This window comes from Pseudomonas sp. BN415 (genome assembly GCF_029871195.1).
Lineage (GTDB): Bacteria > Pseudomonadota > Gammaproteobacteria > Pseudomonadales > Pseudomonadaceae > Metapseudomonas > Metapseudomonas resinovorans.
Genome location: NZ_SSOK01000053.1, coordinates 48,708 through 62,749 on the forward strand (window position 1 = coordinate 48,708; position 14,042 = coordinate 62,749).

9 protein-coding genes and 1 pseudogene are annotated in these 14,042 nt (G+C 58.0%); 3 read left to right on the forward strand and 7 right to left on the reverse strand.

Annotation, left to right across the window (positions count from 1 at the left end):
• The first annotated feature begins 274 nt into the window (after positions 1-274).
• The 3 genes and pseudogenes from E8F20_RS13365 to E8F20_RS13375 form a co-directional block, all read left to right on the forward strand.
• Entirely contained in the window at positions 275-1,369 is a 1,095-nt protein-coding gene (locus tag E8F20_RS13365; RefSeq protein ID WP_280284141.1) for an efflux RND transporter periplasmic adaptor subunit, read from the forward strand.
• Positions 1,366-4,470 (forward strand): efflux RND transporter permease subunit, encoded by a 3,105-nt coding sequence (locus E8F20_RS13370; protein ID WP_280284142.1) that lies wholly within the window; start codon positions 1,366-1,368, stop codon positions 4,468-4,470. The genes E8F20_RS13365 and E8F20_RS13370 overlap by 4 nt, the downstream gene beginning before the upstream one ends.
• A 110-nt stretch (positions 4,471-4,580) precedes the next feature.
• Positions 4,581-5,139, forward strand: a pseudogene (locus E8F20_RS13375) (DDE-type integrase/transposase/recombinase); the annotation flags it as partial.
• A 130-nt stretch (positions 5,140-5,269) separates the two neighbouring features.
• Here E8F20_RS13375 and E8F20_RS13380 read toward each other — a convergent pair.
• The 7 genes from E8F20_RS13380 to E8F20_RS13410 form a co-directional block, all read right to left on the reverse strand.
• Positions 5,270-5,920 carry a hypothetical protein gene (locus E8F20_RS13380; RefSeq protein ID WP_280284143.1) on the reverse strand — a complete coding sequence of 217 codons (651 nt, stop codon included), beginning with the start codon at positions 5,918-5,920 and terminating at the stop codon, positions 5,270-5,272.
• A gap of 36 nt (positions 5,921-5,956) precedes the next feature.
• On the reverse strand, positions 5,957-6,613 hold the full coding sequence (locus E8F20_RS13385) for a c-type cytochrome (protein ID WP_280284144.1): 657 nt from the start codon (positions 6,611-6,613) through the stop codon (positions 5,957-5,959).
• 10 nt (positions 6,614-6,623) lie between these two features.
• A complete protein-coding gene (locus E8F20_RS13390; RefSeq protein ID WP_280284145.1) occupies positions 6,624-8,123 on the reverse strand; it encodes an FAD-dependent oxidoreductase in 1,500 nt (499 codons plus the stop codon).
• A gap of 73 nt (positions 8,124-8,196) precedes the next feature.
• Complete coding sequence (locus tag E8F20_RS13395; protein WP_280284146.1) at positions 8,197-8,913, reverse strand: hypothetical protein; 717 nt, start codon at positions 8,911-8,913, stop codon at positions 8,197-8,199.
• Positions 8,914-8,976: 63 nt separating this feature from the next.
• The gene (locus E8F20_RS13400; protein WP_280284147.1) at positions 8,977-10,344 is read right to left on the reverse strand and encodes an FAD-dependent oxidoreductase; all 1,368 of its coding nucleotides are present in this window, start codon (positions 10,342-10,344) and stop codon (positions 8,977-8,979) included.
• A gap of 314 nt (positions 10,345-10,658) precedes the next feature.
• Complete coding sequence (locus tag E8F20_RS13405; protein WP_280284148.1) at positions 10,659-11,612, reverse strand: YCF48-related protein; 954 nt, start codon at positions 11,610-11,612, stop codon at positions 10,659-10,661.
• 10 nt (positions 11,613-11,622) lie between these two features.
• Complete coding sequence (locus E8F20_RS13410) at positions 11,623-14,037, reverse strand: efflux RND transporter permease subunit (RefSeq protein WP_280284149.1); 2,415 nt, start codon at positions 14,035-14,037, stop codon at positions 11,623-11,625.
• Positions 14,038-14,042 lie beyond the last annotated feature (5 nt).

Consider the following 14,042-nt stretch of genomic DNA (forward strand, 5'->3'; position numbering starts at 1 on the left):
GCATTTGCCAACCTGGAAAAGGTTAGCGTTGGCTGCACCCACCGGAGGTGGGTGCATGCAATCCACCATACTTGTCAATGCGCATGCCCCCACACTCTAGAGCCCCGGTCACCGAGCGACTTTGACTGAGGGACCCCATGCCAGCACACACATTCCTGATATCTATCAAGCATACGACATCCTCCCTGCCCTGCCCGCTCACAACACTCCTTTCAGAGACGCGCCCACATACCTGCGTATACAGCGTCTCTTGTCCTTGAGCGAAGAGAAAGATATGAAACGACTCAAAGCGATTCTGTCCTCCGGCTGTGTTGGCAGCCTCTTGCTCATTCTTCTAGGTTGCCAAGATGAAACCCAGGTAGTCGCAGAACCTCCGCGACCAGTCCGCACTGAGATTGCAAAGGCGTCATCCGTAGGTGAAGAGGTCGCACAGACAGGTGAAATCCAAGCCAATACCGAAACAAATCTCGGCTTTCGCATCGGTGGCCGAGTCGCGACTCGCACAGTAGAAGTCGGCATGAGCGTCACCAAAGGGCAATTGTTGGCGACGCTGGATCCTCATGACGCTGAGAACGAAGTCCTGAGCGCCGAAGCCGAAGTGAAAAGTGCCGAAGCAACCGAGGGCTTAGCAAGATCAGAGCTCGAGCGGCAGCGTGCCCTCTTTATGAAGGACTTTGTTGCGCGCGCCAGGGTCGATGAGGCTGAAGCCAACTGGCGTGCCGCAAACGCAAGACTCAACGTCGCCAAGACGGGCTTGAAAACCGCGCGTAACAGACTCACCTACACCGAGCTGCGCGCACCTGATGATGCCACCGTCAGTGCGGTCACAGTGAACCCTGGACAGGTCGTCGACGCCGGGCAGCCCGCAGTCAAGCTGGCTTCAACGCACGAGCGTGACGCGGTATTCAACGTATCAGAGCGGATCTACACCCGTGTGCCATCTGATGTTCAGGTGGAAGTGGCGCTCGTATCAGACCCTTCGATCAGAGTCATAGGCTCCATCCGAGATGCCAGCCCGACGGCAGACCCTGCAACTCGTACCTACCGTGTCCGCATAGCCCTGCCCAACGCCCCTGATGCCATGACGCTGGGCGCGACTGTAACAGGACGCCTAATCCAACCTGGTGTCCCCCTCTTTGCGCTCCCGGCCTCGGCCTTGACCAGCCAAGATGGCAAACCCGCCGTGTTTGTGGTGGAGCCAACTAGTCACGTGCTCATCCGTAAGTCCGTCGTAGTCGCGCGCTATACAGCAGCTCAAGTACTGATCGAATCAGGACTCAATGAAGGTGAGGCTGTCGTAACCGCCGGCGTGAGCAAACTCAGGCCTGGCCAAAAGATCGCCTACAAAGCCGCAGAGGCAGTGAAATGAGCCCCAACACTTTCCACGAAGGGAACCGGAAAAATTTCAACCTCTCAGCCTGGGCCATTGAACAGAAGCCGCTGATCTTCTTTCTCATGTTGATCACGTTACTGGCTGGAGCGCTCAGCTACACAAGACTGAGTCGAAATGAGGATCCCGCGTTCACCATCAAGACCATGGTGGTTTCTGCCTATTGGCCAGGTGCGACAATCGATGACACGACGAAACTTCTTACCGATCGTTTGGAAAGAAAGCTCGAGGAAATCCCCTATCTCGACCGCATCGATAGCTACACTCGCCCCGGCGAGACCGTGATAATGGTGAACCTGCGCGACGACGCCCCAGCGCGCATTGTCCCTGACGCCTGGTACCAGGTGCGCAAGAAGCTCTCGGATATTTCATCGACACTGCCCAGTGGGGTACACGGTCCTTTCTTCGACGATGAATTCGGTGACACGTACGGCCAGATCTATGGCTTCACCGCCGAGGGCTTCTCAGCCCGGGAACTCCGTGACCACCTCGAAGATATCAGAGCAGAACTACTTCGGATTCCTGGCATCGGCAAGGTGCAGTTACTCGGCGTGCAAGAGGAACAAATCTCGGTGGAGTTCTCTCCCGGGCGACTCGCTGCTTATGGACTGGATGAAGAGGCTGTACTTCGATCCATAAACGCCCAGAATGCGGTCAGACCCGCGGGCACGATTCGCCTAGCAGCTGACAAGATCGCACTCCGTGTCAGTGGCGGCTTCGAATCCGAAGAAAGTCTGCGCAACATGACTTTACGCGCCAATGACCGCTTTGTTCCATTGGCCGAGCTCGCCACCGTTCGGCGAATTCCTGCCGACCCACCCGCGCCGCAGTTCCGGGTCAACGGTGAGAAAGCGCTCGGCCTGGCCATATCCATGGCAACAGGAGGTAACCTCCTAGAGTTTGGACAACGTGTGCGCGACCGCATGGATGCGATCAGGCTCTCACTCCCCCACGGCATCGATATGCATCAGGTCGCAGACCAATCGACCGTTGTGAAGCAAGCTGTGAATGGGTTCCTTACAGTACTCACCGAAGCAGTCTTGATCGTGCTCGCGGTCTCGTTCCTTTCACTCGGTGTGAGAGCCGGCCTTGTCGTCAGCATCTCTATCCCCTTCGTCCTGGCGCTGACCTTTATAGGGATGGAGTTAACCGGCATAGGTCTCCAGCGCATCTCGCTCGGTGCTCTGATCATCGCTCTCGGCCTGCTCGTTGACGATGCAATGATTACTGTCGAGGCCATGGTCGGAAAGCTTGAAGAGGGTTGGAGCCTCAAACGGGCGGCAAGCTTTGCCTATGACTCGACCGCCTTTCCAATGCTGACCGGCACGCTCGTCATGATCGCCGGGTTTATCCCGGTAGGCTTTGCGGCATCGAGCGCAGGTGAGTACTGCTACTCGATGTTCATGGTGGTGCTGATCTCGCTGTCGGCATCCTGGGTGGTCGCGGTCTTGTTTTCACCGTTGCTCGGTACCCTGATCCTGCCCAAATCCATGCCCCAGCAAGGCCATGCAGACGGTCGCATCATGGCTGCTTACAATCGCGCCCTGTCCTGGTCCCTGGGTCATCGTGCAATTACCCTCTCGGTTGCCGGCCTGGCGTTTATCTTGTCGCTCGGTGCTTCGGCTTATCTGGAGCAACAGTTCTTTCCTCCCTCCGATCGTCCAGAACTCCTGATCAGCCTTACGCTGCCGCAGAATGCGTCGCTGGATGCTACAGAGCGAGAGGCATTGAAGCTTGAAAAGCTGCTAAAGCAAGACCCTAACGTAGATCGTTTCTCGACCTATATAGGCTCCGGTGCCATTCGCTTCTACCTACCGATGGAGGTACTGCTGCAGAATGACAACGTCACCCAGTCTGTGGTGGTAACCAAAGGCATCGAAGAACGGGACGCTCTGCAGGCCAAACTCGCCGCAACGTTCAAAACAGAGTTCCCGAATCTCATTGCCCGAGCAACACCTCTAGAACTCGGCCCCCCCGTTGGCTGGCCACTCAAGTACCGCGTCACCGGTCCTGATCAGACACAAGTTCGTGACATTGCCTCGCAACTCGCCAATCTGCTCTCGGATAACCCGGACACCCGTGAAGTACATCTGCTATCGGGTGAACCACAAAGAAGTGTTCTCGTTTCAATCAACCAGACCCAAGCAAGAGCGCTGGGACTCTCGTCCGAAGAGGTTGCCAACAACATGGCAACGATCTTCTCTGGCACGACTGTCACGACAGTGCGCGATCAAAACCGACTCGTCGATGTCGTCGTGCGGGCGCAAGTCGGTGAACGCACCGACCTTACAACACTCGCAAACTTGCAAATCAGAACCTCTGGGGGCCATACGATTCCGTTGTCGCAGATCGCCGAGCTCCGCTACGGCGTTGAGGATCCTATCGTTTGGCGACGTCAACGCCTCCCTCTCGTCACCGTCCAAGGGGATGTAGGTGAAGGTCTAGAGGCAGCGACCGTCGTGCAAGCACTGGCACCCTCAGTAGCACAACTCGCCGCTACGCTTCCCAAGGGCTACAAGATCGAAACAGGCGGTGCTGTCGAGGAAGCCGCGAAAGGCAGTGACTCAGTCGCTGCCGTCCTCCCTTTGACCGCTCTAGTGATGTGCGTGCTGCTAATGGTGCAGCTGCGCAGCTTCTCTCGGATGTTCCTGGCGCTCGCGATGGCACCTTTCGGTCTGATCGGCGTTGTGTTGGCGCTTCTACCAACCGCAACGCCAATGGGTTTCGTAGCACAACTTGGGGTCATTGCGCTGGTCGGAATGATCGTCCGAAATGCGATCATCCTGATCGAGGAAGTAGACATCTTGGTGCGTACAGGTAGGACTCCGCACGACGCAATTGCAGGTGCCGCCCAGCATCGGGCTCGCCCGATTGTCCTAACGGCCTGCGCAGCAATTCTCGGCATGATCCCGATTGCTCCTCAAATATTCTGGGGACCGATGGCGTTCGCCGTGATTGGTGGGCTAGCCGTCGCGACGGTTGTAACACTCACCGTCCTCCCGTGCGCCCTCTCCCTTCTCCTGCAGTGGGAGAATCGCAAGACACAAGACCCTGTCACCGCCGACCCTGTGTGTCGGTAACCCACTGAGCACTCAGAGAGTCAGCCACGGATGGCTGGTTCAACCCGACTTTCTGCATGACTGGCCCACCACGAATACTTCGAGTATCAGTATCTGGCTGGGCTGTAGGTTACAAGTAGGCTACGGCCCAGCCAGATATCCCGAACCGGCTGAACCGCGAGTTCACCACCGAGCGCCCCAACCAAGTTTGGGGCGGCGGTATCACCTACATCTGGGCACAAGGCCGCCGGCATTACCTGGCGGCGCTGCTGGACCTGCATACCTGGCGGGTCGTTGGCCGGGCGTTCTCGATCACGCCGGATGCCGAGCTGGTGATTAAAGCTTTAGACATGGCCTACGAACAACGTGGCAAACCACAGCACGTGCTGTTCCATTCGGATTAGGGCAGCCAATATGCCAGCGGTCTGTTTCGACAGCGGCTGTGACGATACCGGATGGAGCGGTTTTTTCGCAGCCTGAAGTCGGAGTGGATTCCACCGACCGGCTACAGCTCGGCGATGCATCAGCCATTACCTCATGCATCGCTACATCTGGCTCAGGCCGCATAAATTCAACCATGGGCTAGCACCCGCCGTTGCCGACGAAAAACTTAACCCACTGTCCGGGATAGGTGGACCACTACACTGCCTTGCACAGTGCATCGGTTACAGGCAAAGCCTAACCCAGTGATCTGGAAAGTTGGCAGGCGTTACCTACACAAAAAAAGGAACCGGCACACCTGCGTAGAGGATGAACCGGTTCAAAGCTAGGTAATTCAGCGCGGCTGCCCTGCCACACCTACAAGGCGAGGGCGCACATATCAACGCGAGCCAGACACTGCCACTTTGGCACGCTCGAAGGCCAGATAAGCATAATACTGCTGAACCATCATGTAGGCCCAACTGCTTAGCGCGATCGTCAGGAATATCACCTTGGACTCATCCCCAGGGATAGGGACAAAATCGTAAATGCAGGCTACCGCCAATCCAAGCAAAGCAGAAAGTGTCATTCCGATGGCGTGCAACTTCTCGCCCAACCCGATCAGCCTGATAATGAAGTAGGAAATGTAAAGCGTGTAAGCAGCCCACATGACCACATAGAAGTACGGCAAAGGCTGAGCCATAAAATCGGCGGAGATCAGCACAAAAGTGCCTGCGAATGTAATCGCAAATATTAAAACATCCTTGAATGCCGAAGGCTTGTAGTCGTGGGTTAAAGCCATCAGACCAAGCACAGCGACAATTGGAATACCAAAGGCCCTCGAAAAGGCGTCAAGAAAAAATGAAATATCATAGTTGATTTTAATCTCAGTCAACAGGTAGATCAAGAAGTTCGAGGCCGAGAACGCGACAATTAAAAACTCGAAGCCGAGCAAAAAGTTTCGCTTTCGAACAAATTTTGTTCCGTACACCACTCCCGACAATATGAGCAAGACGCACGAAAGCAACGCCAGAATCTCTTTGAGTTCCATAGCTTAATACTCTTCAAATAAATGGATGCTACAGCTTCACTGCGTTTTGGGAGCAAGCGACGCCAGATAATGGGAAATAGCCTTGCGCTCATCCGCGGTCAGTTTCGCGGTAATGGCTTGCATCGAACCGGCCGGATCCACCCGCCGCCCATCAGCAAAGGCATCCAACTGAGCCATTAGGTAATCGGCACCTTGGCTTGCAAGGCGTGGGAACGCGCCCTGCCCCATCAGATTTTCACCATGGCAAGCAGCACAGGCGCCGGCCTTCACAAGTTGCATACCTTGCTCACGAAGCGAGGGATCAGGCTTGAACCAAGTGTTTTCAGCGGCTTTGTGCCGAGCGTAGTAGTCCGCTAAGGTTTTGATTTCTTCTTCACTGAGGATCATCGCCATTGGCCCCATGGCGGGGTACGAACGCTCACCACTCGCGAAGTTGCGAAGCTGGGTTTCTATATAGGCAGCTGGCTGCCCTGCCAGACTCGGGTAGCGCTGATGCAAAGAATTACCTTGCGAGCCATGGCAACCATTACACCCGTCAACCACTTGGGGCCACACTCCAGCGTCTGCATCATGTGCTTTAGCATCGGTTTCAATGGTGTCCACGAGATAGTACAGGCCGATCGCGTCACGCCCGTAAACACCCAGCAGGATCGCAAATAGAACGCCCAAACCCAACAATAATTTTTTCTTCATAGCAGCCTCCTCAAACCTGGCGCAGGGAATTGAGCGCCTGCAGAGCACTCTGGCGGCCCGAGCGTACGGCCCCATCCATATAACCAGCCCAAATATCCGCGGTCTCAGTGCCCGACCAGAACAAGTTGCCGCATGGCGGGCGTAATGACTCGCCGTGGGTGGTCCAGAAGCCAGGCGGAATCGCTGAAATACAGGTAAGGCTCCAAGAGTCGGCTAACCCCCAATCGTGATCGTAATAAGCCACCGGATTGAGAGCCTCGTCACCAAGGGCTCGCGCATAGATTTCGGACAATATTTTCATCGCATCCTGGTGACCGGATGGCAGCTGGGCGTTGGTTATAAAGGCATTGATAACGCCGATCTCTGCACCTGGCGGCGAGTTATCCCAAGCCCAAAGCACGGCACCGTTAACGTCAATTTGGTGGGTATGCCCATTGAGGCCCTTGTCCCGCCAGAACGGTCGCTTGTAGACCATTGCTGTCTTACGAGCTGGGCTGTGAGCCGGCCAAGCTCGCTGCAACGCCGCTCGGCCAGTTGGCAATGCAGGCGTGAATTGGATCTGGTTACAGAGGGCCGGATGAACAGCCATGATCACTCGTCGGGCGCGGATTGTGCCTTGATCGGTATGCAGAGCGACGACATCCGTATTCCAACCAGAGACACTTCGCACGGGGCAGGAAAGACGAACTTTATCGCCAAGCTGCTCGGCCATACGAATGGAAAGAATCTGCGAGCCACCTACTAGTCGGGTGCCCTGTGCGCTGTCCTTGATCGATTCAAGCCTCGAGTACTGACAGTCCGCCGAGTTGATCATCGACAGGAAATGCAGAAGCCCCATTTTCGAAGGCGTTATGCCGCAAGTCAGAGCAAAGCTGACATCCCAGCCTCTACGATCCTCAGGCTTGATGTTTTGCTGCGAGAGCCAATCGCCGGCTGAAAGCTTATCCAGCTCGGCTGCTCTTGGTGACTTCCAGGGTGCCCCCGAAGGAACCTCTCGGGAGAGTTGACTGAGCTTGGCGGCGATCTCCTCATTGGTGCCAAAGCCACCTTGTAGGTCCAGCGCCAGACGCCCTTTCTCCCCACTAAGGAAGACGGTCTTGCCTTCGTAGTAGGTCGGAAATGTTCCGACCTCCAGCTCCCTTGCAAGATCAGCAACTGCAGTCTGCCCAGGCCCAATCCACTGTCCACCGACCTCGGAGATATATCCCGAGCCCAAGTCGTGGTTGAGTGTTCTGCCGCCGACCCGGTCTCTTGCCTCCAGGACAACGAAAGAGTCGCAGCCCGAAGCTTGCAAATCGCGGGCAGCCGTCAGACCAGCTAGCCCTGCGCCAATGATGGCAATATCGAGGACGCCGTCTGCATTGTCACGAGATCTCATCGTGCCTTCTGCAGCGCTGGCCAGCCCTGCACTGAGGCCTAGACCACCTACGGCGGCTGTCGCGCCAGCAAGCTTCAGTAAGCGCCGCCGATTGAGCTCATATTGTGGCTTTGAGGTTGACTTGTCAGACATTTGCGGAGTCTCACTCGTGGTTGTTTTAGGAAGGCCACTCATCGTCAGAGAGCCGTCTGTAAGGTGTGCGTACTCAGGCCCCGAGAGGGCTGGATGCCTGTCGGTGACGCAAATGCAGGCCGAACATGAGCATCCACATCGGGAAAAACGCCACTGCGATCACAAGGCATAGGTAAGAGAGCTGCTCAAGAACGGGAAAGAAGCCGGTTACAAAGAACAGTACAAAGCTCCAGCCGACCACCGTCAGAGGCCAAAGCAACGAGGCCGGGCAACCCTCTTTTTTCAGATGCGGCGCAACAACCAACCCCCAGAAAAGAACCACGGGCCCTTCGCACCACCAGAGGCCACGCTGGCTGCCCACAGCGATGGCCGTCCAAGTAGTCTCGGCGGCAGCCTTTACGGCCTCACTTCCTGCGGCGTGGAGTTCTGCTAGCGGATTGAGCACGGCCAACTGAAGACTCGCTCCAGTAACCCCGAGCACTACGTAAGTCGTAATGGCCAGCACGGCCATATCACCCTTGGCGCCAGCCTCATGACGAAAGCGATTCCACAGATAGCCGCCAATCACCAGCACGGGCAGGTAGAAGCCCAAAACGTCGGCGAACATCGACAGCCTGAAGTACTCCCGCGCCTCTGCCGGCAACGTCAGCATCCAGCCACCGTCCAACGTGAGAGACATGTCTGCACGGGTCAGAATGACCATAAAGATGATGTTGAGGTAAGCAAAGATGCCGCCCGCGATCGCGGCCCAGGCCGTCAAGCGTTCAGCCTCGTTAGTACAGGTCTTCATAGGTTTTCCTTAAGTAAATTAGTGGTCCGGATGCGGTGGCAGCCCCACGCGCTAGTTTCGGAATCATCCGTTCGCTGATGACTTCACCTTGCGGTTAACAAGGTGATCCAGAGCATTAGCCCCCATCAGTGCGGCATTCATGAGGCACCATTGCAGCGGCTCGGGCAGCGTGCGCGGTGTCTTGTGGCGCAAGGCCGATAGCAGTGGATGCTCGATGCCGCCTATCCTCTCGGCGAGCAGGCTACCGACTAGTGACTGGGTACCGACTCCATGGCCGGAGCAGCCAGCTGTATAGAAAATGTTCTGTTGCGGCCCGGTTTGCCCAACAACCGGCAGGGCGTCATACGCCAAGCTGATATAGCCGCTCCAACAGGCGCGAAGAGAAATACCCCGTAGGGTCGGGTATCGCTTATCCAGTGTCTGAGCTAGAGCGGAATAGGCAGCGCTGTCAGGCACGTTTGGTGTGCTTGAGCCATAGGCATATCCCAGCTTCTTGGTTGTCAATAGGAGCGTGTCGCGCGCCGTAAGACGGTGACTTTCCATTGTTAAATGCGGCGTTACGAGGCCTTCTCGGTGCGACCAGCCAAGCGAGGCAAGCTGGGCCTTGGACAACGGCTCTGTTTCGATCGCCGAGACCCTTATCGGAGCCACCTTGTCACGCAACAGGCCGAGCTGCGGCGTGTAGGCATTGGTGGCGAGCACCATAAACGGCGCGCTGGCAGAGCCCCGGGCGGTCCTGCAGGTAATAGTCGGGCCTTCGCTGTAGGACAGCAGCGGGGTTTGCTCGTAGAGTTTTATGCCGGCCCCGAGCGCCGCACGCCGCAGTCCCATCACATACTTGCCGGGGTCCAGAGTACCTCCGTGCTGGGTGCAGCCGAAAAGGAAAGCCGGAGGAATGCCACGCGCGCGCATCTCGTAGGAATCTACGAAACGAGTGTCCGAGCCCAGTTTTGCGCCGAGTTCCATGTCGTGGCGTAGCTTCTTCTCCTGCGACGGATGCACCACTGCGCGAATGATGCCGCTCGGCCTGTAGTCACAATCAATGGAAAGCTCGACGAGGCGTTTCTCCACATAGGCCACACCCTCGTCATAGAAACTGACGATCTTCGTAGCCTGCTCGACGCCAACACGCCTAACGAAGAGCTCGAACTCAACGCCCATGCTTCCAGCGAGGTAACCAGCATTGCGGCCACTGGCGCCAAAGCCAGTGAACTCCTGTTCGAGTACGACGACCTCCGCCCCCAACGCCCTGAGCTCCAGCGCAGCAGAAAGCCCGGCGAAACCGGCGCCTACGACAACCACATCAGCCCGGACATCGCCCTCCAGCGCAGGCTGAATATCTTCCGGCCGTTCGACCCACCCACCGATTAGCCGGAAAGGATCCGTCTTGGCTCCTTCCTTAATTGAATCGTTGAAACTAGCAACCGACATGAGTGCCTCTCCTCTCACCCACCCAATGTCCGGATGTTGATGAACCAGCTCTACAAGCTGTCCACACCAGCGGTTTAGGTGGCTGTTGCCCTTCAAACTGTTCCCGGAAAGCCCTGGGGGATTTCCACATTGCTTACTTGAACTCTACTGCTGAGCAACCTTTTACGCAACAGTTGTTATGTTTTTATCGTGCACGCATGCCATTCCTAAAATGCGGTCAAACAGGAGAAAAAAAGGGGAGCTCACGCTCCCCAAAATGTCGCAATCACACCCCTAGGCAAACAATCAGAGCGATTGCTCAGACCACCAAAATTTCAAGAGCCGGGCAGCGCGATGACACCCCGGCGCGAGAACAGCAATGGCGTCTCGCGCCCGATAAAAAGGGCAGCAGTCAGGGAGCTGCCATCAGCCGCTTGCTGCTCCTCAAAGGTACGACCGCCATCCGAGCTGCTCACCATCAATCCATCGAGCCCAGCTGCGGCTATACGTCTTCCTGAAACCGTGATCGCGGTGATGGAGCTCTTGCTCTGCAACGGCACGCGTTGCCACGACAGGCCGTCCGCCGAGCCATGCAAGAGCGTGCCGCGCTGCCCCCCGACAAGGAGACGGCCATCCGCAAGTGCCACTCCAGCCCAAAGGGTGCCTTCGTATCCCGTGTCGAGGTAGTTCCAAGAGCGCCCCCGATCAGAGGAGCGCAGTAACTGGCCGCGCTCTGCGGTGGCATAGAGATGTCCATCCTGGTCTGCGAACAGTCCCATCAGGTTGAGATCGGCCCGCCGGAATCCGGGCGGCGGAGGCAGGCTCTGCTCTTGCCAAGTACGACCACCATCATCGGTGGTCAGAACCAAAGACCAGAGCCCCACAGCGACGCCGCGTTGAGCATCAAAGAAATGCACCGCAAACAGCGGTCGATCCTCCTCACTGGAAAGGCGTTGGATCTGCCAGGACCCACCTCCATCGGCGGTAGCCAGGATCGCCCCCCAATGCCCAACGGCCCAACCATGACGGGCATCGACGAAGCTAACGCCCGTCAGTGGCGTGGAAATGGGTACAGAAGCTGACTGCTGAAAGCTCACACCCCGATCATCGGAAAACAGAACTACACCATGGTCGCCGACCGCCACGATGCGCTCACCTGCCCACGTGGCGTCCAGCATAGTTGCCGCACTGGCATGTTCCACCGACGCAGCCGGCACAGGCTGCAGAGGCTCCGCATGAACTGGCGTAGCAGCAAACAGTGCGGCAATTAATGAAATCGCGTATCTCATCTATCTTTCCTCAATGCGACAGGGCGCCGATCATGCGCACCGGGCGCTTGCGCGGGAACACCCGCTCCAGCCAAACGGCGAAGGCCGGTAGCACCGTCATGGCCATGACCATGTTGACCATGAACATGAAGGCCAGCAGCTTGCCCATGTCGGCCTGGAACTTGAGCTCGGAGAACGCCCAGGTGGCGACGCCGATGGCCAGAGTGATGGCGGTGAAGATGGTCGCCACGCCGACCTCGAGCAGCGCATGCTCGACGGCCTTGACGATCGGCTGGCCATTGGCCTGGTGCAGTTGCAGGCGGTTATAGATGTAGAAGGCGTAATCGACACCGATACCCACCGCCAGCACCATCACCGGCAGGGTGGCGATGGTCAGGCCGATCTGCAGCTCCTTCATGAACCAGTAGCCGATGAAGGTACCGATGGTCAGCGGCAGGCAGCACACCAGCACGGCGCGCAGGTCGCGGTAGACGGCGAACACCAGTAGCGCGATGGCGGCGTAGACATACAGCAGCATCGGCATTTCGCTCTTCTCCACCTCCTCGTTGATGGCCGCCAGCACGCCGGCATTGCCCGATGCCAGGCGCACCGAGACGCCCGGCATGGGGAACTCGGCGCGAAACGCCTTGGCCGCTTCGATCACCCGATTGATGGTGGTCGCCTTGTGGTCCGCCAGGTACAGGTGCACGGCGGTCATGCTGCAATCGGCGCGCATGATGCCGGAGATTCGGGCGACCTCGGTGGCCAGCGATGAGTAGTTCATGGAGTCGATAGGCACCGCGCTCATCTTCGGATTGCCCTCGTTGTAGCCCTCGTTGAACTGGCGCATGCCGCTGGAAAACGAAGCGACCGACAGCACCCCGGGAACGCCCTGCATGGCCCACACGAAGCGATCCTGGTACTGCCCCAGGGCCACGTTCTCGCAGGCGCCGGTGATCTCGCCGGAGTCGTCCGGCGCGATCTCGAAGACCACGCTGAGCCAGTCCAGACCGATGTCGTAGTTGCTGGCGATAGACACCGCATCAAGGTTGAAACGGGCGTCCTCACGCAACTCCGGCGCACCGGCCTGCAGCGTGCCGACGACCCGGTCATGGCTCTGCCAGATCGCCGTGAGGAACACCAGCAGGGCGACGCCGAGTACCAGTTGAGCATTGCGCCACTCGGCGAGGCGCGCCAACCCATGCAGCCAGCGGGCACGGCGCTCACGCGACAGTTCCTCGGCGCTGGCGTAGTTGCCGTCGACCTTGAGCATCGACGCCACCAGCGGCAGCATCACCAGGTTGGTGACGATCTTGTAGGCCACGCCGAGCGATGCGGTGATGGCCAGTTCGCGTACCATCGGAATTGGAATCAGCAGCAGGGTGACGAAAGACACGAAGGCTGTCACCAGCGCCAGGGTGCCCGGAATCAGCAGGCCACTGAAGCTGGAGCGCGCAGCCTCCTCGGCGCTCTTGCCGCAGGCGATTTCCCGCACTATGTAGTTGATCTGCTGCACGCCGTGGGACACGCCGATGGCGAACACCAGAAAGGGCACCAGCACGGCGAGCGGGTCCAGGCCGTAGCCGAGCAGGCGCAGACTGCCGAACTGCCAGACTAGCGAAGTCAGCGAGCAGCCGAGCGCCAACAAGGTAAAGCGCACGGAATGGCAGTACCAGTAGACCGCCGCCGCGGTCAGCAGCAGCGCCAGCAGGCAGAACTCCAGCACGGCGGAGGCGCCGTCGGCGATATCGCCGATCTGCTTGGCGAAACCGATGATCTGGATTTCGAACGCGTCGTCCTCGAACTGCGCGCGAATCTGCTGCTCCAGGACCTGATTATAGGCCACGTAGTCCAGTTGCTTGCCATTTTCGTCAAGTTCGTTGAGCTCGGCGGTGATCATCGCACTGCTTTGATCACGCGCCACCAGGGTGCCGACGAAACCTCCCTGGGCCGTGGAATTGGCGATCTTGTCGATGATCCCCTGGTCGAGACGCTCGGGTGTCACCGTGCCGGGGATCAACGGATCGGCGCGAAAGCCCTCTTCGGTGATCTCGTTGACGAAGGAGTTGGGTGTCCACAACGACTGCACGCTGCTGCGCGAAACGCCAGGCAGGAAGGTCACCGCCTGGGTTACGTCGTAGAGCCGCTTGAGCCCGGCCACGTTCCAGATCGAGCCGTTGCGGGCCTTGACCACTATGGTCAGGCGATTCGCTCCGATCAGGTCGCTGCGGTAGGCCTGGAAGGTCTCGACATATTCATGGCCGATCGGCAATTGCTTCTCGAAGCCGGCATCCATGCGCAGCTGCACGGCAAACCAGGCCATGCCCAGGGTGAAAAGAGCGAGCAGCACCAGCACCAGCCGGCGCTGGCGGAACAGCCAGCCCTCCAGGCGTGGCAGCACGCCACGCCCCCTCTGGTCGGACTTGTCTACAAGAGGAGTATTCACTGCAT

Coding starts and splice junctions, on each gene's coding strand:
- E8F20_RS13390 (WP_280284145.1), bottom strand. CDS start 8,123: ATGTCTGACAAGTCAACCTCAAAGCCACAATATGAGCTCAATCGGCGG.
- E8F20_RS13385 (WP_280284144.1), bottom strand. CDS start 6,613: ATGAAGAAAAAATTATTGTTGGGTTTGGGCGTTCTATTTGCGATCCTG.
- E8F20_RS13395 (WP_280284146.1), bottom strand. CDS start 8,913: ATGAAGACCTGTACTAACGAGGCTGAACGCTTGACGGCCTGGGCCGCG.
- E8F20_RS13370 (WP_280284142.1), top strand. CDS start 1,366: ATGAGCCCCAACACTTTCCACGAAGGGAACCGGAAAAATTTCAACCTC.
- E8F20_RS13380 (WP_280284143.1), bottom strand. CDS start 5,920: ATGGAACTCAAAGAGATTCTGGCGTTGCTTTCGTGCGTCTTGCTCATA.
- E8F20_RS13365 (WP_280284141.1), top strand. CDS start 275: ATGAAACGACTCAAAGCGATTCTGTCCTCCGGCTGTGTTGGCAGCCTC.
- E8F20_RS13400 (WP_280284147.1), bottom strand. CDS start 10,344: ATGTCGGTTGCTAGTTTCAACGATTCAATTAAGGAAGGAGCCAAGACG.
- E8F20_RS13405 (WP_280284148.1), bottom strand. CDS start 11,612: ATGAGATACGCGATTTCATTAATTGCCGCACTGTTTGCTGCTACGCCA.